This is a genomic window from Roseovarius maritimus, from assembly GCF_043355895.2.
In the GTDB taxonomy this organism is placed as follows: Bacteria; Pseudomonadota; Alphaproteobacteria; order Rhodobacterales; family Rhodobacteraceae; genus Roseovarius; species Roseovarius maritimus.
Map to the genome: position 1 here is coordinate 182,724 of NZ_JBHFPF020000002.1, position 17,050 is coordinate 199,773.

General features: G+C 62.7%; 18 protein-coding genes and 1 riboswitch. Of the genes, 3 read left to right on the forward strand and 15 right to left on the reverse strand.

Annotated elements, in window-relative coordinates; all coding sequences use genetic code 11:
• Positions 1-49 precede the first annotated feature (49 nt).
• The 8 genes from metK to miaB all read right to left on the reverse strand — a co-directional run bounded on the left by metK (position 50) and on the right by miaB (position 8,013).
• Positions 50-1,246 carry a methionine adenosyltransferase gene (gene metK, locus ACEWPM_RS05695; protein WP_393961468.1) on the reverse strand — a complete coding sequence of 399 codons (1,197 nt, stop codon included), beginning with the start codon at positions 1,244-1,246 and terminating at the stop codon, positions 50-52.
• 5 nt (positions 1,247-1,251) lie between these two features.
• A riboswitch (SAM-SAH riboswitch) is annotated at positions 1,252-1,299 on the reverse strand.
• A gap of 40 nt (positions 1,300-1,339) precedes the next feature.
• Entirely contained in the window at positions 1,340-2,878 is a 1,539-nt protein-coding gene (gene lnt, locus ACEWPM_RS05700) for an apolipoprotein N-acyltransferase (RefSeq protein ID WP_393961469.1), read from the reverse strand.
• Entirely contained in the window at positions 2,871-3,767 is an 897-nt protein-coding gene (locus ACEWPM_RS05705) for a hemolysin family protein (RefSeq protein WP_393961470.1), read from the reverse strand. Before ACEWPM_RS05705 ends, lnt begins: the two co-directional genes overlap by 8 nt.
• 51 nt (positions 3,768-3,818) lie before the next feature.
• Entirely contained in the window at positions 3,819-4,307 is a 489-nt protein-coding gene (ybeY, locus tag ACEWPM_RS05710; protein ID WP_393961471.1) for an rRNA maturation RNase YbeY, read from the reverse strand.
• Positions 4,308-4,340: 33 nt separating this feature from the next.
• A complete protein-coding gene (locus ACEWPM_RS05715) occupies positions 4,341-5,348 on the reverse strand; it encodes a PhoH family protein (RefSeq protein ID WP_393961472.1) in 1,008 nt (335 codons plus the stop codon).
• 212 nt (positions 5,349-5,560) lie between these two features.
• Positions 5,561-5,860: a hypothetical protein gene (locus ACEWPM_RS05720; RefSeq protein ID WP_393961473.1), complete on the reverse strand. Its 300-nt coding sequence runs from the start codon at positions 5,858-5,860 to the stop codon at positions 5,561-5,563.
• 12 nt (positions 5,861-5,872) lie between these two features.
• Positions 5,873-6,373: an OmpA family protein gene (locus ACEWPM_RS05725; protein WP_393961687.1), complete on the reverse strand. Its 501-nt coding sequence runs from the start codon at positions 6,371-6,373 to the stop codon at positions 5,873-5,875.
• Between the two features lie 317 nt (positions 6,374-6,690).
• A complete protein-coding gene (gene miaB, locus ACEWPM_RS05730) occupies positions 6,691-8,013 on the reverse strand; it encodes a tRNA (N6-isopentenyl adenosine(37)-C2)-methylthiotransferase MiaB (protein WP_393961474.1) in 1,323 nt (440 codons plus the stop codon).
• A gap of 122 nt (positions 8,014-8,135) precedes the next feature.
• Between miaB and ACEWPM_RS05735 the strand changes: the two genes are divergently transcribed.
• The gene (locus tag ACEWPM_RS05735; protein WP_393961475.1) at positions 8,136-9,008 is read left to right on the forward strand and encodes a glycosyltransferase family 2 protein; all 873 of its coding nucleotides are present in this window, start codon (positions 8,136-8,138) and stop codon (positions 9,006-9,008) included.
• A gap of 16 nt (positions 9,009-9,024) precedes the next feature.
• On the opposite strand, the gene ACEWPM_RS05740 is transcribed toward ACEWPM_RS05735, so the two are convergent.
• The 4 genes from ACEWPM_RS05740 to fabA form a co-directional block, all read right to left on the reverse strand.
• Complete coding sequence (locus ACEWPM_RS05740; protein WP_393961476.1) at positions 9,025-9,696, reverse strand: FAD-binding oxidoreductase; 672 nt, start codon at positions 9,694-9,696, stop codon at positions 9,025-9,027.
• 122 nt (positions 9,697-9,818) lie between these two features.
• On the reverse strand, positions 9,819-10,640 hold the full coding sequence (locus ACEWPM_RS05745; RefSeq protein ID WP_393961477.1) for an enoyl-ACP reductase FabI: 822 nt from the start codon (positions 10,638-10,640) through the stop codon (positions 9,819-9,821).
• 6 nt (positions 10,641-10,646) lie between these two features.
• Complete coding sequence (locus tag ACEWPM_RS05750) at positions 10,647-11,876, reverse strand: beta-ketoacyl synthase N-terminal-like domain-containing protein (RefSeq protein ID WP_393961478.1); 1,230 nt, start codon at positions 11,874-11,876, stop codon at positions 10,647-10,649.
• Positions 11,877-11,966: 90 nt separating this feature from the next.
• A complete protein-coding gene (gene fabA / locus ACEWPM_RS05755) occupies positions 11,967-12,476 on the reverse strand; it encodes a bifunctional 3-hydroxydecanoyl-ACP dehydratase/trans-2-decenoyl-ACP isomerase (protein ID WP_281967451.1) in 510 nt (169 codons plus the stop codon).
• Between the two features lie 229 nt (positions 12,477-12,705).
• On the opposite strand from fabA, the gene irrA reads away from it, so the two are divergent.
• Entirely contained in the window at positions 12,706-13,137 is a 432-nt protein-coding gene (gene irrA / locus ACEWPM_RS05760; protein WP_393961479.1) for an iron response transcriptional regulator IrrA, read from the forward strand.
• 65 nt (positions 13,138-13,202) lie between these two features.
• Positions 13,203-14,189 carry an NADPH:quinone reductase gene (locus ACEWPM_RS05765; protein WP_393961480.1) on the forward strand — a complete coding sequence of 329 codons (987 nt, stop codon included), beginning with the start codon at positions 13,203-13,205 and terminating at the stop codon, positions 14,187-14,189.
• A gap of 273 nt (positions 14,190-14,462) precedes the next feature.
• Here the strand turns inward: ACEWPM_RS05765 and ACEWPM_RS05770 are convergent, their stop codons facing one another.
• From ACEWPM_RS05770 to ACEWPM_RS05780, 3 genes are all read right to left on the reverse strand, one after another.
• Complete coding sequence (locus ACEWPM_RS05770; RefSeq protein ID WP_393961481.1) at positions 14,463-14,858, reverse strand: hypothetical protein; 396 nt, start codon at positions 14,856-14,858, stop codon at positions 14,463-14,465.
• A 265-nt stretch (positions 14,859-15,123) separates the two neighbouring features.
• Positions 15,124-16,212 (reverse strand): tellurite resistance/C4-dicarboxylate transporter family protein, encoded by a 1,089-nt coding sequence (locus tag ACEWPM_RS05775; RefSeq protein WP_393961482.1) that lies wholly within the window; start codon positions 16,210-16,212, stop codon positions 15,124-15,126.
• A gap of 315 nt (positions 16,213-16,527) precedes the next feature.
• A complete protein-coding gene (locus ACEWPM_RS05780; protein WP_393935002.1) occupies positions 16,528-16,956 on the reverse strand; it encodes an FKBP-type peptidyl-prolyl cis-trans isomerase in 429 nt (142 codons plus the stop codon).
• Positions 16,957-17,050 lie beyond the last annotated feature (94 nt).

Consider the following 17,050-nt stretch of genomic DNA (forward strand, 5'->3'; position numbering starts at 1 on the left):
TCGCATGAAAAAACCGGCATGCGCGTTCGCGCATTCCTTGTGGCTGTCCTCAGACGCAGGCCTTGAGCCGGTCCACCAGGTCCGTGCGCTCCCAGCTGAAGCCGCCATCGCTTTCGGGGGCGCGGCCGAAATGGCCGTAGGCGGCGGTGCGTTGGTAGATCGGCTGGTTCAGCGACAGGTGCTGGCGGATACCGCGGGGCGTCAGGTCCATGCAGTCGCGGATCGCCTTTTCTATCGCGGCAGGATCGACCTCGCCGGTGCCGTGCGTTTCGGCATAGATCGACAGCGGCTGGCTGACGCCGATCGCATAGCTCAGCTGGATCGTGCATTTCTCGGCCATGCCGGCGGCAACGACGTTCTTGGCCAGATAGCGCGCGGCATAGGCGGCCGAGCGGTCGACCTTGGTCGGATCCTTACCCGAGAACGCGCCACCGCCATGGGGCGCCGCACCGCCATAGGTGTCGACGATGATCTTGCGGCCCGTCAGGCCCGCATCGCCATCGGGGCCGCCGATGACGAAGACGCCCGTGGGGTTCACATGCCAGACCGTGTCATCGCGCAGCCACCCATCGGGCAGCACGTCGCGGATATAGGGCTCGACGATATCGCGCACGTCGCCGGGGGTCAGTTCCTTGCCGTTTGCGTCATGCCGCTCGTGCTGCGTGCTGAGCACGACCGAGCTGATATGCGACGGCTTGCCGTTCTCATAGACAACCGACAGCTGGCTCTTGGCATCGGGCAGCAGCAGCGGCTCGCTACCATCTTTCCGCACTTCCGCGAGCCGGCGCAGGATTGCATGGCTGAACTGGATGGGGGCCGGCATGAGGTCTTCGGTCTCGGTCGTGGCATAGCCGAACATGATGCCCTGATCGCCCGCGCCCTCGTCCTTGTTGCCCGAGGCATCGACGCCCTGCGCAATATCCTTGGATTGCGCGTGCAGAAGGTTGGTGACCTCCAGCGTCTTCCAGTGAAACTTGTCCTGCTCGTAGCCGATATCGCGAACGCACTCACGCACGATGCCCGCCATGCAGTCGCGCAGCTGGATCAGCTTGTCCTCGTCCAGCAGCCGTACCTCGCCGCCGATGACGACGCGGTTGGTGGTGGCGAATGTTTCGGCGGCGACGCGCGCCTCCGGCTCTTCGGCCAGGAAGGCGTCAAGGATCGCGTCCGAAATCCGGTCGCACACCTTGTCGGGATGCCCCTCCGAGACGGACTCGGAAGTCAGTGTATAGTTCTGTCGTGCCATGAGATCGCTCCATTATGTAATCCCGCCGCGCCAGGAAGCCGTTGCGACGGGTATCAGCAGTGGGTAGACCGCCGGGCGCGGCAAGGTCAACCGCTATACGTGTACCGCATCCCGGAATTTGCGGCGGCGCAGCGCGGCAGGTGCCATAACCCCAAGGATCAGCAAAATCAGCGCAGGCCAATCTCCGCTGCGGGCATAAAATGTCGCAGGTGCAGGCGGCGGCAGGGGCACGTCCAGATACCCCGCCTGTCCCAACGGGATCTGCGCGGTGATCCGCCCGGCCGCGTCGATCATCGCCGAGACGCCGGTGTTCGCGGCACGGATCATCGGCAACCCCTGCTCGGCGCTGCGCAAGCGCGCTTGCGCCAGATGCTGATAGGGACCGGACACCTCGCCGAACCACGCGTCATTGGTGATCAGCAGCAGGAAATCCGCCCGCCCCGGCGCTCCAGCCACATCACGCGGGAAAACACCCTCATAGCAGATCAGCGGCACGGCGCGGCCCAACGCGCCCAGCTCCAGCGTCTGCGGCCCCGGCCCGGCGGAATAGCCATTGCCACCCTGCTGCGCGAGGCCGCGAATGCCGAACGTCTCCATCAGATCGCCAAAGGGCACATATTCGCCGAAGGGCACGAGGTGATGCTTGTCATAAAGCGCGGACTGCCGCCCTTCGCCGTCGAGATAGATCAGCGAGTTGAAATATCGCGCGCCCTCGGCCCGCTGCACGCCCAGCACCATCGGCGCGCCGCGCGCCGCCATGGCCACGTCGCGCAGCACGGCATCGGCGCGGTTCAGCAGCACGGGCAGCGCCGTTTCGGGCCAGACGATCAGGTCCGGCACGGCGCCTGCGACGGTAAACCCCATCTGCCGGTTGAAATGGAAATCCATGTAGGCCGGATCCCATTTCTGCTCTTGCGGCACGTTGGGTTGAACAAGGCGAACGACCGGCGCGTCCGGCCCCGGTCTTGGCGCTTCGCTCAGCATCGGGGCCAGCGCATAGAGCGCGGCGATGACGGCCAGCGTGCCGGCGCCAAGCCAGCGGCGATTCAGCGCCAGATGCCACAGTGCCGCTCCCGCGCCAAGCGCAAGGAAGGTCAGCGGCAAGGCACCCCCGACCGAGGCCCATTGCAGCATCGGCGTGGTGATCCAGCCATGTCCCGGCTGCGCCCACGGAAAGCCGGTAAAGAGCCTGCCCCGCAGCGCCTCGGACAGGGTCAACGACGCGGCCCAGGCGAGTGCCGCCCCGGCCACATGTCTGCTACGGCCTGCGGCAGGCACCAAAGCCTTGGACGCCGCCTGCGCACCCGCCCAAAAGAGCGCGAATCCCACAGCGCAAAAAATCAGCGCGAACGGCGCCATCCAGCCGTGGCGTGCGATGTCGATCATGAAGGGCTCGACAATCCAGCTGAGCGCCAGCGCGAAATACCCCGCGCCTCCGGCCAGCCCAAGCCACGCCGCCGCGCGCCAGTTGCCTGCGCGCGCATAGAGGCCATAGAGCCCGGCAAAAGCGACCAGCGACAGAGGCCAGAGCGACCAAGGCGCCTGCCCCAGCGCGGCAATCACGCCCATGAGGAAGGCTAGCGCCCCCCACAGCAGCCTGCCGCGCAAGCCGCGCGATGTCCTGTCAGGCATGGGCGCCGGCATAGGGCACACGCACCCGCAGCCGCTTGATCCGGCGCGGATCGGCATCGACCACCTCGAATACGATGCCGCCGGGATGCTCGACCACCTCGCCGCGAACCGGGACCCGGCCCAGCAGCATGAATACAAGACCGCCCAGCGTGTCGATCTCTTCCTCATCGACATCGTCGTGATCGGTCAGAGACTGACCGATCTCTTCCTCGAACTCCTCCAGAGGCGTCTTGGCGAGGGCGATGTAGCAACCTGGCTTTTCCTGGGTCCAGTAGTCATCCTCGCCCATGTCATGCTCGTCCTCGATCTCGCCCAAGACCTGCTCGATAAGGTCCTCGATGGTGACAAGACCGTCGACACCGCCATACTCGTCGATCACCAGCGCCATGTGCCGCCGGTCCGTCTGCATCTTTTGCAACAGAACCCCGATCCGCATCGAGGGCGGGACATAGAGCAGCGGGCGCAGCATGTCGGCCAGCACGAAGGCATCCTCGGAATCGCCGTTGAAGCCGTGACGCAGCGCGAAATCCTTGAGGTGGACAAATCCGATTGGAGAATCCAGCGTCCCCTCGTAAACCGGCAGGCGCGTCATGCCGCTATCGCGAAAGACGTGCACCAGCTCGCCTTGGGTGATCGTGGACGGGATCGAAACGATATCGGCCTTCGGGATGGCCACATCCTCGACCACCTTGTCGCGCAGATTGATCAGGCCCTGCGCATTGCGCACATGGCCGGCGGTCGCCTCATCCTCTTCGCGATCCTCATTTTCCGAGGCCGAGAAAGCACCGAATATGCGGCGAAAAAAACCGCTATTCTCGTCATCGTCACTTTGCCTGTCGGGCAGCGCGCCTTGCGCTGCGCTAGAAGAATCGTCGGTGCTGTCGCCCATGCGTCTGGTATCCAAATTCATTTCGGGGCCGCAGTGCCGTCCCCCTCACGGTCAATATGGGTCAGATATGCCCAGTTTGCAAAGGATGGCAACCTCGCAAGCCTCCATCAACATGGCATCTTCGTCACGGATATGGTCATAGCCCAGCAGATGCAGCACCGCATGCACGATCAGATGCGTCGCATGATCGGCCAGCGGTTTCCCGCCAGCCTCGGCCTCGCGCGCGCAGGTCTCATAGGCGATTGCGATGTCCCCCAGCTCGGCATCGGCGGCGGGATCCGGCAGACCCGGCACATCCCCGGCGCGGGCCGCGCCGCGCTCGCCGCTGGGCCAGCTCAGCACGTTGGTCGGCTGCGGCTTGCCGCGAAAATCCTCGTTAAGGGCCGCGATGCGCGCGTCATTGCAGGCCAGGAGGCTGATCTCGAACGCCGCCGGATCCAGCCGCAGATGCTTCAGCGCCGCGCGCCCTGCGCGCTCGGCCAATGGCTCCAGATCCAGCGCCCGCCAGCGGCGATCCTCGATCATCACGTCCATCAGCATGAGAGGCACCCGCGCCGGGAAGATATGACGAGATCAGACATCGGCCTCATAGGCCTCGATGATGGCCGCAACCAGCGGGTGCCGCACGACGTCCTTGGCGGTGAAATAGTTGAACCCGATCTTGGGAATCGACGACAGCAACCGCTCGGCATCGTGCAGGCCGGAGGCCACCCCGCGCGGCAGGTCGATCTGGGTGCGGTCGCCGGTGATCACCATGCGGCTACCCTCGCCGAGGCGCGTGAGGAACATCTTCATCTGCATCGACGTGGCGTTCTGCGCCTCGTCCAATACCACGAAGGCCCGGCTGAGCGTGCGGCCCCGCATGAAGGCCAGGGGCGCAATCTCGATCTTCTTGTCCTCGATCAGCTTGGCCAGTTGCTTGCCCGGCAAAAAATCATTCAGCGCGTCGTAGAGGGGCTGCATGTAGGGATCGACCTTTTCCTTCATGTCGCCCGGCAGATAGCCCAGCTTCTCGCCCGCCTCGACGGCAGGGCGCGCCAGGATGATCTTGTCCACATGGCCCTCGATGAACATCGACACCCCCACCGCGACGGCCAGATAGGTCTTGCCCGTGCCCGCGGGGCCGATACCGAAGGCCAGTTCCTTCTCGAAGAGCGAGCGCACATAAGCCTTTTGCGCCTCGGTGCGCGGTTCGACCATCTTCTTGCGGGTCTTGATCTCGACCCGCCCGCCCTTGAACATCTCAAGCTGGTCGCCATCCTCGGGCTGCGCTTCGCTCTCGCCGCTGCCCATCCGCAATTCGCGGTCCACATCGCCGTGCACAACCTCCTTGCCAGTCTCGAGCCGCTGGTAGAGAGATTGCAGCACCTGAACCGCCTCCGCCACCTGCGCCGCTTCGCCATGCACCGCAAGCTGATTGCCGCGCCGCAGGATCTGAACATCAAGCTTGCGCTCGATCTCGGCCAGGTTGCGGTCATGTTCGCCGCACAGGTCGATCAGAAGGAAGTTATCGGGAAATTCGACGATCTGATGATGCAGATCGCCCGCTTCGGGGGCGCCGGGCGCGTAGGTGCTGGCCAATCAGGTCTCCGCTTTGCGTGCGTTGCGTGGGGTCCTTGAAACAACCGTGCCAAGTTGGTGGCCGGCGTGCAAGGCGAGATGCGCAGGATGCAGCGCGAATTCGCACAGGCAATCCGAAAGCGCCACAGAAAAAAACCGCGCGCCTTTGGGCACGCGGTCATGTCGTGTCGCGCCGGTGCGATGATGGCGGCGCATATGAGGCCCGGTCCCGATCAGATCGGATCGGTCACGGTCGAGCCGGCCCTGTAAGCGCCCGTTGCCGTGTTCGGCGGCGCAGTACCCGAGCAGACAGGCTTGCCATATTTGTCCAGACGCTGTGAAAGATAGCCCTCGGCGCCGTCGTCGATGATCCAGTGATCGCACCCATTTGGGTCGATCCAGACACCGGCCTTCAACTGGCTGAGATGCTTGGCATCCACTCCACGGTCGACGGTCTTGTCTTTCTTGGGCGCGTCACAGGCCGCGAGGGACACTGCAGCGCAGATAAGAAGGGCGAGTTTAACAGTTTTCATGGATCGGTCCCCTCAGCGGATACAGATGATTTCGACGCGGCGGTTTTGCTGCATGCCGGCGGCGGTATTGTTGGTCGCTTTCGGCATCCGCTCGCCATAGCCGCGCACATCGGCGATGCGCACGCCCGATTGCTGGGCCAGACGCGCGACGGCGTTGGCGCGGCGCAAGGACAGGTTCATGTTGTACTCGTCAGAGGCGCGGCTGTCGGTGTGACCGGTAATGATATAGGACACGGCCCCGGCCTCGCGGAAGAACTTGACCAGGTGCTGGCGACCGGCGCTGCTGATATGCGCGCTGTCGGTGCGGAAGAGCTGATCGCTGTTCATCACGCCACAGACATTGCCCCGGCGGCAGACCGGAATGCCCTGACGGTTCGTGTGAGGTGACATGTAGCCTTCCCACCCATCGTCCATGACCCAATGCTCGCACCCGTCGGGGTCGACCCAGATCGTCGGGACATAGCTCTCGCCGACCACCCTGGTCTGCTGCGCCTGAACGGCACTGCCGCTCATCACGCCCGTTACTGCGATGGCCCCGCCCAAGGCGATAGCCGCACATGCGCCCACTGCCTTGCGGACCGTATCTGCAAGTCTTCCCGTCACACCCAAAATCCTTCTACTGTTCCCCCGCTTGGGACATGCCCGAAATAATGCATCCCCCAAACACTTTATTATCAAAGAACCTTACCACCATTGCCCGACTTGTGAAGTATAAATGCGCATGAAACCTGCCCCGCATGACCAAGTCTCGTGGCCATGCGGGGCCGGGCCACCAGATGCTGCGGCTAAAAAAAGGTGAGGACGCCACCGGACCGGTGCGGCCCGTCCGTTCAGACGAGCCTGCCTGCCAGCGAATTGGGGCCGGAGCTGTCGATACACACCTGGACCATGTCCCCCGGCGCGGCGCCGGGCGCGGTGACATGCACGGCGTGCAGATGCTGGGACTTGCCGACCATTTGGCCCGGCTGACGTCCGACCCGCTCGAAGAGAACCTGCGCCTCGCGGCCGACCATCGCCTCCTGGATCTCACGCTGCTGACGCGTCAGAAGGGCCTGCAGACGCTGCAGGCGTTCGCTGGCCTCGGCGTCATCCACCTGCGCGCGCTCGGCGGCGGGTGTGCCGGGCCGGGTCGAGTATTTGAACGAATAGGCCTGCCCGTAGCGGACCTCTTCAATAAGATCGAGCGTGGCCTGAAAATCGGCCTCCGTCTCTTCGGGAAAGCCGACGATGAAATCACCGGACAGCAGCAGGTCGGGCCGCGCTGCGCGGATACGCTCGATCAGGCGGATGTAGCTTTCTGCGGTATGGCTGCGGTTCATCCGCTTGAGGATGCGGTCACTGCCCGACTGCACTGGCAGATGCAGATAGGGCATCAGCTTGGCACAGCTGCCATGCGCCTCGATCAGGTCCTCGCCCATGTCGTTGGGGTGGCTGGTGGTAAAGCGGATACGCTCCAGCCCGTCCACGTCGTTCAGCGCCCAGATTAGCTGCGCCAGCGTCCAGTCCTCGCCCTTGGGGCCTGCCCCGTGATAGGCGTTGACGTTCTGGCCCAGAAGGGTGATCTCGCGCACGCCCCGCTCGACCAGATCCTTGGCCTCGTCGATGATGCGGACCGCAGGGCGGCTGACCTCGGCGCCGCGCGTATAGGGCACCACGCAAAAGGCGCAGAACTTGTCGCAACCTTCCTGAACGGTCAGAAAGGCAGTCGGACCGCGCTTCGCCTTGGGGCGCGCCTTGAGTTTCTCGAACTTGTCCTCTTCGGGAAAATCGGTGTCGAGCGCCGTGCCGCCCTGCCGAACCTTCGCCTCCATCTCGGGCAGGCGGTGATAGCTTTGCGGGCCAACGACCAGATCGACCAGCGGCTGGCGGCGCATGATTTCGGCACCCTCGGCTTGCGCAACGCAGCCCGCGACGCCGATCTTGAGGTCAGGCTTGGCGTCCTTGAGATCGCGAAAGCGCCCAAGCTCCGAATAGACCTTCTCGGCAGCCTTTTCGCGGATGTGGCAGGTGTTCAGCAGGATCATGTCCGCCTCTTCCGCGCTCGCCACCTCGCTATAACCTGCGCCGCCCATGGCCTCGGCCATGCGCTCGCTGTCATAGACGTTCATCTGACATCCATATGTCTTGATATATAGCTTCTTGGGCTCGGCCATGACGGGCCTCCGATCTGTGCGTCTCAGCGTGTCGTGCGTGATGGGCGGGCTATATCACAGCCGCGGCGTCTTGCAATGCGCGGCGAATTGACCGAACCTGCGCCAAAAACGAAATGAGCAGCATGAAATACACCTCGGTTCAGGATCTTTGCGGGCGCGGCAAAGCGCATCTGGCCAAAGGGCCGATTGCCCTCGTTCTGGCCGAGGACGAGGTGGAGCTGAACACGACGCTGCGCCACCACGACTCGCTCGGCTTCAAATCCATCATCGCGTTGATGCCTGACAGCTTCACCATTGCCCCCGACGTTGCAGAAAAGGTGGTGCGCGTCGACCATGACAGCAGCCGCGACGGGCATCATATCGCAGCGGTCAACGCGGTCATCGCCGCAGCGCCCGCGGGCACCTGGATCTACTACTGTTTCAACGCCGAGTACCTGTTCTACCCGTTCTGCGAAACGCGCAGCGTGGGCGAGATGCTGGCCTTCCACGCGGAAGAGCGACGCAGCGCCATGCTGACCTACGTCATCGACATCTACGCGGGCGATCTTGACGCCTGCCCGGGCGCGGTGTCGCTGGACGATGCGTGGCTGGACAGATCCGGCTACTACGCCCTCGCCTGCACCGATCCAGCCAACCACGACCACCCGAAAGAGCGTCAACTCGATTTCTTCGGAGGCCTGCGTTGGCGTTACGAGGAACACATCCCGGCCCCGCGCCGCACGATAGACCGCATATCGCTTTTCCGGGCGGCCAAGGGGCTGACCTTGTTGGAGGGGCATGTCTTCTCGGACGAGGAATACAATACCTATGCCTGCCCGTGGCACAACAACCTGACCGCGGCAATCGCCTCGTTCAGAACGGCCAAGGCGCTCAAGCGCAATCCCGGCTCGACCTTCGACATTGAAACCTTCAAATGGCACAATTCCACCCGTTTCGAATGGCACTCGCGCCAGCTGCTCGATCTGGGCCTGATGGAGCCGGGCCAGTGGTTCTAGGCCCGGCGCGCCGTCCTCAACTCCAGTCGTCGGCCACAAGGTCCTTGGGATCGACCCCCAGCGCGTCCAGCTCGGACTGCACCGCATCCATCATCGGCGGCGGGCCACACAGATAGCAAAGGCTGCCCGGCTCAATGAACTGGCGCAGGTAGTCGCGGTTCAGCTTTCGGTTCGGCACCGTCTCGCCCTTTTCCTCGGTCACTGTATAGGCCACCGTCAGCCCTGGCATCGCCGACAGCTCGTCACGCCAGATGATGTCCTTTTCAGACTTGTTCGAAAATACCAGGGTCGAGCCCGCCAGATTTCCCTCGTCGCGCAGCCTTTTGCGCAAGAGCGCGATCATCGGCGTGATGCCCGCTCCGCCCGCGATAAAGACGCCCGGCCCCCTGTCGCGGATATCCCCGAAGGGCCCGTCGATTGTCACCTCGTCACCCGGCTGTAGCTTGGCGACCTGCTCGGTGACGCCATCATGTGAGGGATAGCTCTTGATGACGAAGTCCAGCGTCTCCTCACCCGGCAGGCTCACTGGCGTGAACGGGCGGCCTTCATCCTGCCAGCCCTCCTTCTGGAGCTTCATCTCGATTGCCTGGCCGGGCTCGAAATCGAACCCCTCCGGGCGCTCGAACACCAGATGGTGGGTGTCGTGGGTGACGGGTGCAATACTGCGCAGGGTCAGCGTATGGGTCATGGGAAAATCTCCTTTGATTTCCCAACGCCCCTCGCCACGCCCGCGTTCCCTCGCCGCAGCCCCGCTTCATCTTGGCAAAAATACTCAGATCCGCCGGGCCGGACAGCGCGGCCCGGCCCGGATCAGAGGTTGTCGGCCTGCGGCATGCCCAGCACATGAAAACCGCCATCGACGCGGATGATCTCGCCCGTGGTACAGGCGCCCGCATCCGAGGCGAGGTAAACCGCCGTTCCGCCCACCGCCTCCAGCGTCGCATTGGCACGCAGGGGCGCATTCATGTCCGTGTGTTTGAAGGTCCGCCGTGCACCGCCAATGGCAGCCCCCGCCAAGGTCCGCATGGGGCCGGGGCTGATCGCGTTCACGCGGATACCGTCCGGTCCAAGATCGTTGGCCAGATAGCGCGTCGCGCTTTCCAGCGCGGCCTTGGCGACGCCCATCACGTTGTAGCTGGGCACTACGCGGTTGCTGCCCTGATAGGTCAGGGTCAGCAGAGTGCCGCCATTTTCGACCATCATAGGATGCGCCCGGCGCGCCACGTCAATGAAGCTGTAGCAGGAGATATCCAGCGAATGCTTAAAATTGGCGCGGCTGGTGTTCAGAATCCGCCCTGTCAGCTCGGATTTATCCGAAAAAGCAATGGCATGCACGACGAAGTCAATCGTCGGCCACTGCTTGGCCAGCGCTTCGAATCCCGCATCCATGGATGCATCATCCGTCACGTCCATATCCACCATCAGCTCGGACCCGACGCTCTCCGCCAGCGGTTTCAGCCGCGCGCCGAACGCCTCGCCCTGGTAACTGAAGGCCAGCTCGGCGCCGGCCGCGTGCATCGCCTTGGCGATGCCCCAAGCGATCGAGCGGTCATTGGCCACGCCCATGATCAGCCCACGTTTGCCCTGCATCGGAAGGGGTGCGGTCGGCAATTCGGGGGGTGTCTGTGTCATGCGCGTTTATCCGTGAAATTTGCTGAGCAGCATCGAGCCGTTGGTGCCGCCGAAGCCGAAGGAATTGGTCATCACCGTATCGATCCCGGCATTGTCGACTCGGGCCGTCGCCACCTCGGCCGGGTTCAGCGCCGGATCGAGATTTTCGACGTTGATAGAGGGGATTATGAAGTCATGTTCAAGTGCCAGAAGACAATAGATCGCCTCCTGCGCGCCGGTCGCGCCCTGGCTGTGGCCGGTCATCGACTTGGTCGAGCTGATCGGCGGTGTAGAGCCTTGGCCGAAAACCCGACGCACCGCCTCGACCTCGCCCACATCGCCCACGGGGGTCGAAGTGCCATGCGCGTTGATATAGCTGACCTTGCGATCCTCGCTCAGCGTGCGCAGCGCGCCGCGCATCGCCCGCTCGCCGCCCTCGCCAGAGGGGGCGACCATATCGGCGCCGTCGGAAGTTGCGGCGAAACCAGTGACTTCCGCGTAGATCTTTGCGCCCCGCGCCTGCGCGTGCTCCAGGCTTTCCAGCACCAGCATCGCACCGCCACCCGAGATGACGAACCCGTCACGGCCCGCATCGAAGGCGCGCGAGGCTTTCTCGGGCGTGTCGTTATATTTGGACGACATCGCGCCCATCGCGTCGAAGAGGCAGCTGAGCGTCCAGTCCAGCTCTTCGCCGCCGCCGCCGAACATCACGTCCTGCTGGCCGAGGGCAATCTGCTGCGCCGCCATGCCGATGCAGTGCAGCGAGGTCGAGCAGGCCGAGGTGATCGAGAAATTCATGCCCTTGATCTGATGCGCGGTCGCAAGGTTCGCACTCACGGTCGAGGACATGCATTTCGGGACGGCAAAGGGCCCGATCCGCTTGGTCCCGCCGGTTTTCAGGACGGTCTGATGCGCGCTCAGCATGGCGCTGGTCGACGGCCCGCCCGATCCGGCGATAAGGCCGGTCATCGGGTTGATGACATCCTTTTCCTCAAGGCCGGCATCCTTGATCGCCTGCTCCATCGCGATATGCGCGTAGGCGGCGCCCGGCCCCATGAAGCGCAGCGTGCGCTTGTCGACATGGTCAGCGACATTCAGATCGATCGCCCCGGCGATGCGGCTGCGAAAGCCGTGCTCGGCCATCTCCTCGTTGGCGGTGATGCCGGATCGCCCTGCTTTCAGCGATGCCAGCACCTCATCCGCACTGTTGCCAATGGACGAGACGATTCCCAGCCCTGTAACGACGACGCGGCGCATGGCGCACTCCTTTGGGATAGTGACGGTTCTGTTTAGGCCAGTGGGCGCGCCCTGCGCAACCCAAACGCGCGGTGAGGGCGCTTGACAGGATCAGCTCTCGCTTAGCGCGACCTTCATGTCCTTGACCTGGTAGATCACCTCGCCATCCGCCTCGACGATGCCGTCCGCGACGCCCATTGTCAGGCGGCGCGTCTGAACGGCCTTGGTGAAGTCGATCTTGTAGGTCAGCATCTTGCGGTCGGGGCGCACCATGCCGGTCAGCTTGACCTCGCCCACGCCCAGCGCATAGCCGCGCCCCTGCCAGCCGCGCCACCCGAGGTTGAAGCCGGTCAGTTGCCACAGACCGTCAAGGCCAAGGCAGCCGGGCATGATCGGGTTGCCCGGGAAATGACATTCGAAGAACCACAGGTCCGGCGTGATGTCGAACTCGGCGGTGATATGCCCCTTGCCATGCGCGCCGCCATCCGCCGAGACATCGGTGATGCGGTCCATCATCAGCATGGGCGGCAACGGCAACTGGGCGTTGCCGGGGCCGAAGAGCTCGCCGCGGGCGCATTTCAGCAGGTCTTCTTTTGCGAATTGCGTCGGATAGTCGGCCATTCAGGCAGTCCCTTCGTACTGATGATCGCGGCGCGCTCTGGTTTACGCCGCCAATTGCGCCATATCCTCTAGCACCCGTGCCTGCGCAGGTGCAAGCCCGCTGGCCCGCCCTGGCCCAAGCGCGCTGCCCAGCCAATGCGCCGGCGCGCGAGGCAGGCCCGGTTTTTGTTTGAATTCCGGGCGTAACCGCGCATATAACACAGGAATGAGAGTAAGTCGCAGGTAGCACATGACACGCCCAGCATCCCTCCCCCCCGAAGAGCGTGGCAGCGAGTGGCTGGCCAGCGCAGGTTTGCGCCCGACGCGCCAGCGCGTGGCCCTTGCCAGCCTTCTGATCGGGGACGGCCAGCACCGTCACGTCACCGCCGAGAGCCTCTTTGCCGATGTGCAAAAGCGCGGCGAGCGCGTATCGTTGGCCACGGTCTATAACACGCTGCGCGCCTTTTGCGATGCCGGCCTGATGCAGGAGGTGCTGGTCGACGGCACCAAATCCTATTTCGACACCAATACCCATGATCATCCCCATTTTTACTGGGAGGATGAAAGCCGCCTTAGCGACGCCCCCGCCGAAGAACTGGAGATCACCCGCCTTCCCGGTGCCCCCGAGGGTGCCGAGATCGCCTCGGTCGATGTCGTCATCCGCCTGCGCCGCCGCAGCTGAGCCGCGGCGCTCTGCCAAAACTCAACTCTCCAAAGCTATTCCAAGACAAAACCGGAGGATTTTCCATGCGCGCCGCCTGGTACACCCGTTTCGGCCTTGCCGCCGATGTTATCGAACTCGGCGAGATGGACATGCCCGAGCCGGCCGCGGGCGAGGTGCGTGTGCGCATCCAGTATTCCGGTGTGAACCCCTCGGATGCCAAGGCGCGCGGCGGCACCCGCCCCGGCGTGACCAAGCCGCCATATGATCGCGTGATCCCGCATTCCGACGGCTCCGGTGTGATCGACGCCGTCGGGGATGGCATCAATGAGGCGCGCGTGGGCCAGCCTGTGTGGATCTGGAATGGCGCCTGGCAGCGCCCTTTCGGCACCGCGGCCGAGTACATCTGCCTGCCCGAAGCGCAGGCCGTGGCCATGCCCGACGGGCTGGACCCGCAGGTGGGCGCGGTGCTGGGCATTCCTGGCCTCACGGCGGCGCAGACCGTGTTTGGCGGCAGCGATGTCAGCGGCCAGACCCTGCTGGTCAGCGGCGGTGCGGGCGCGGTGGGCCATAACGCGGTGCAACTGGCCAAATGGGGCGGCGCGCGGGTCATCGCTACCTGCAGCGAGGACGCCATGGACCGGGTGCGCGCGGCTGGCGCGGATGCGGTGTTCGACTATCGCGATCCCGAGCTGGCCGCAAAGGTAACCGATGCGTCAGATGGCGGCATCGACCGCGCCATCGAAGTCGAATTCGGCGTCAACGCGCCCCTTTTGGGCGAAGTGATGAAGCCGCTGACCACCATTGCCGCCTATGGCTCGGGCAAGGACATGACGCCCACACTGCCCTTCGGCACCTTCCTCTTCAAAGCGCTCAAGCTGGATATCACGCTGATCTACCTGCTGCCCCAGCCCGAGCGCGAGGCGATCATCACCCGCCTGCACGCCGCACTGACTGCAGGCGCGCTCAGCCCCGCCATCGACAAGGTCTATCCGCTGGAGGATTGCGCCAAGGCGCATGACGCGGTGATGACGCCGGGCCGCGCCGGGGCCGTACTGCTTGAGTTGACCTGAGCTGAGGGCGCGGCGCCGGTGAAGCGCCCACAGAGACGCCACTGACGAAGCAAAACCATAGCGCCCGGAAGCGCGCTATCCGGACGGGTCGGTCATTCGATTTTCCTGGCGGTACAACCGGTCGCAGCAAGACCCAACCGAACGTGGGCGGCGCGTTATGACGACTGCTCGCGATGTCTGCCAGGCGGAAAAATCTTCCGGTCCACAACTGTCCAGTTTTGTGACGCCTTAGGTATTGAAAGAAGACACGCGCTGCACACACGTATGACGTTATCAATTGATATTTTTGCCTAAGCTGTCGGCAAACAGGATCAACAGTTCGAGTTGACGGAACAGAAGGACCAGCGCCACATTCGCGGCCCACGCAATCACCAGAAACCTGGCAAATACGCCCCAAACGGTTCCCGTGGCAAGCGAACAGCGCCAGATCGACACCAAAATCCAGACGGTATAGACCACAACAAAGACCAGCAGCAGCTGTTCTGCGACGAGCTGGTGCAGATAGATGGTCGTCGCGTAGAGCAAAATCAGAATGAAACTGGTCAGAACGCCATCGCGCCAGAATAGGGTGGAAAGCCGGGCGTTTCCGTACCAGATTTGGATTTCTCTTTCGAAAAAGCGTGCGAACAGAACTTGGACTGCGTTGGGTTGTTTTTGCTGATGCCCCATCTGCATATATCCTCTATCCGGAGGTATCCTCTCGGCCGCCGCCGCTCAACGACCACTGATGTCGATATGATTGCCGGCCCCTTCGAAATCAACGATGCTCAATTCTTTGTAATTCTGATAACAGGCGGCGGAGCTATGCCCAGAGCACGTGGCTAAAGCGTTTCGCGAAAAACCTGGATCACTGATTTTCGCGAAGCGCGTGCCACGCTTCAATGTTGCGCGCGTTTCGTCTTTATCTGATGTCTCAGGTTAAAGGCGAAACGCTTTAGGCAGCGTCTCTTGGACAGAACAGAGCCTTGAGGTATGCGATGAGTGTCAGGGTCCAGGCCAGCAACGCAATCCATGAAAAAGTTCTTGGAAGAAGGCCGAGGAAGTCGAAGCTCATCGCGCGGCTCATGTGAAATGTGCTGACCGCATACATTCCAAGCGGAAAGACCGCGCCCCAGTAGAGCGGATCATACTTCAACGGAAACCGCTTGTAGACATGCCGCCAGATACCAAGAATGACCAGCATCGGAATCCACCAAGTCCCCGTCGCCCAATAAAAGATCGTGAAGCCTTTCATGAAGGGTAAGATGGAGTGCAAGAACGGCGCATCCTGAGAGTTGATGATCAGTAAAGAGCCCGCAAGTGTCGAGATTGCCATCGCTCCCATGTTGATCCAATAGGGCGGCGAAAGATCGCCGGGCGAGAACGGGAAGAACGTATAGCGGAAGAAAATCAGCGACATCATCCAGATGTAAAGCATACCCCCCCAGAGCCACATCGACAGCGCCAGAAAATTCAAGTCAAGTCGGTAGGGTTGGTTGACCTGAACCGCCAAAAGCGACGACAGCACGGCTATGGACTGGCTCGCCACGACCGCGAGCAACCAAGCACCGCTGATGCCCTGATCCAGCGACGGCTTGTCTTCCTTGATCGTGAATGCGGTGAAGATCGTGTAAGTCAGGGCGAGCCAGAGAACTACAGCTATGATCCAGAGCGCGAAGCCGAAAAATAGGTTATGCGCAAGGATGAGGAACTGGCTGCCAAGCACGCTTGATGCGGCGACCATGGTGAAAAATCCGGGGCCGCGCAGATGGTCAATCATATCTAGGAAGAACCTGCGGCGGTGGCGCGATATGCGTAGGATCGTAAGCCACCACAGGACCAAATAGCTGATGATCGCAATTACAAAGAGGCTCCAGGCCACCATCGGCAGACCGGTCTGATGCGCCGCAAGCGAGACTATGCCGGTTGCCATCACCATCCCGAAATACGCCGGTGACAGCATCTTCAGTTCCGGATGCAGTATTCTGTCCAGAAAGGACAATAGGTAGCGTTTTTTGGAACTGATGGGCACGGGCTTGATCATCGTGCAGCCTCTCCCGTTTCTCTTAAGACTACATGATTTTCAAATCATGCAAACCCCGCAAGTGACGGTGCGACCATTAGGTTTCAGAGGAGATCACCGCAATGCAACCAGGGTCCGCAAAATGGGTCTTCAGATCCTGTCCCGACCTGCCTTGAGCAAGCATTGATCGGAGACAAACCAACTGCAGTGCGGCCCGTCATACCAGTCATGGGTACGAGGCGCAGAATCCGGCAATTCGGGCTCGAGCCCGCCGCCCCACGAAAAAGCCCCGGACATCCATCCGGGGCTTTTTCATTTCCTCGCTGTAGCCTCGCCTTACGCGATGGCGACCAGCTCGATATCGAACTTGAGGTCCTTGCCGGCCAGCGCGTGGTTGGCGTCCAGCGTAACCGACTCTTCGGTAACTTCCAGCACGGTCACGGGCAGGACCTGACCATTCTCGGTCTGCACCTGCAACTGCGTGCCGGGGTCCAGCGGGATGTCGGCGGGGATGCCTTCGCGCGGCACCTGCTGACGCGCGTTCGGGTCGACCTGACCATAGGCCTGATCGGCGGGCACTTCGACGACCTTCTTCTCGCCGACTTCCATGCCGGGCATGGCGGTGTCGAGACCGGGGATGATCTGGCCCGAGCCGACTTCGAACTTCAGCGGATCGCGGCCCTCGCTGCTGTCAAAGACGGTGCCGTCGGTCAGCGTGCCGGTGTAGTGAATGTGAACGGTATCGCCCGATTTTACTTCGGCCATGGATAAACTCCAATTCTGGTCAGTTGGGGGTGAATGAATTGCAAGGCCGCGCGGCGCGCGGGTGCTTGTGCGAATTGGCAAAGGATGTAGCGAT

Coding starts and splice junctions, on each gene's coding strand:
- metK (WP_393961468.1), bottom strand. CDS start 1,246: ATGGCACGACAGAACTATACACTGACTTCCGAGTCCGTCTCGGAGGGG.
- lnt (WP_393961469.1), bottom strand. CDS start 2,878: ATGCCTGACAGGACATCGCGCGGCTTGCGCGGCAGGCTGCTGTGGGGG.
- ACEWPM_RS05705 (WP_393961470.1), bottom strand. CDS start 3,767: ATGGGCGACAGCACCGACGATTCTTCTAGCGCAGCGCAAGGCGCGCTG.
- ybeY (WP_393961471.1), bottom strand. CDS start 4,307: ATGCTGATGGACGTGATGATCGAGGATCGCCGCTGGCGGGCGCTGGAT.
- ACEWPM_RS05720 (WP_393961473.1), bottom strand. CDS start 5,860: ATGAAAACTGTTAAACTCGCCCTTCTTATCTGCGCTGCAGTGTCCCTC.
- ACEWPM_RS05725 (WP_393961687.1), bottom strand. CDS start 6,373: ATGAGCGGCAGTGCCGTTCAGGCGCAGCAGACCAGGGTGGTCGGCGAG.
- miaB (WP_393961474.1), bottom strand. CDS start 8,013: ATGGCCGAGCCCAAGAAGCTATATATCAAGACATATGGATGTCAGATG.
- ACEWPM_RS05735 (WP_393961475.1), top strand. CDS start 8,136: ATGAAATACACCTCGGTTCAGGATCTTTGCGGGCGCGGCAAAGCGCAT.
- ACEWPM_RS05740 (WP_393961476.1), bottom strand. CDS start 9,696: ATGACCCATACGCTGACCCTGCGCAGTATTGCACCCGTCACCCACGAC.
- ACEWPM_RS05745 (WP_393961477.1), bottom strand. CDS start 10,640: ATGACACAGACACCCCCCGAATTGCCGACCGCACCCCTTCCGATGCAG.
- ACEWPM_RS05750 (WP_393961478.1), bottom strand. CDS start 11,876: ATGCGCCGCGTCGTCGTTACAGGGCTGGGAATCGTCTCGTCCATTGGC.
- fabA (WP_281967451.1), bottom strand. CDS start 12,476: ATGGCCGACTATCCGACGCAATTCGCAAAAGAAGACCTGCTGAAATGC.
- irrA (WP_393961479.1), top strand. CDS start 12,706: ATGACACGCCCAGCATCCCTCCCCCCCGAAGAGCGTGGCAGCGAGTGG.
- ACEWPM_RS05765 (WP_393961480.1), top strand. CDS start 13,203: ATGCGCGCCGCCTGGTACACCCGTTTCGGCCTTGCCGCCGATGTTATC.
- ACEWPM_RS05770 (WP_393961481.1), bottom strand. CDS start 14,858: ATGGGGCATCAGCAAAAACAACCCAACGCAGTCCAAGTTCTGTTCGCA.
- ACEWPM_RS05775 (WP_393961482.1), bottom strand. CDS start 16,212: ATGATCAAGCCCGTGCCCATCAGTTCCAAAAAACGCTACCTATTGTCC.
- ACEWPM_RS05780 (WP_393935002.1), bottom strand. CDS start 16,956: ATGGCCGAAGTAAAATCGGGCGATACCGTTCACATTCACTACACCGGC.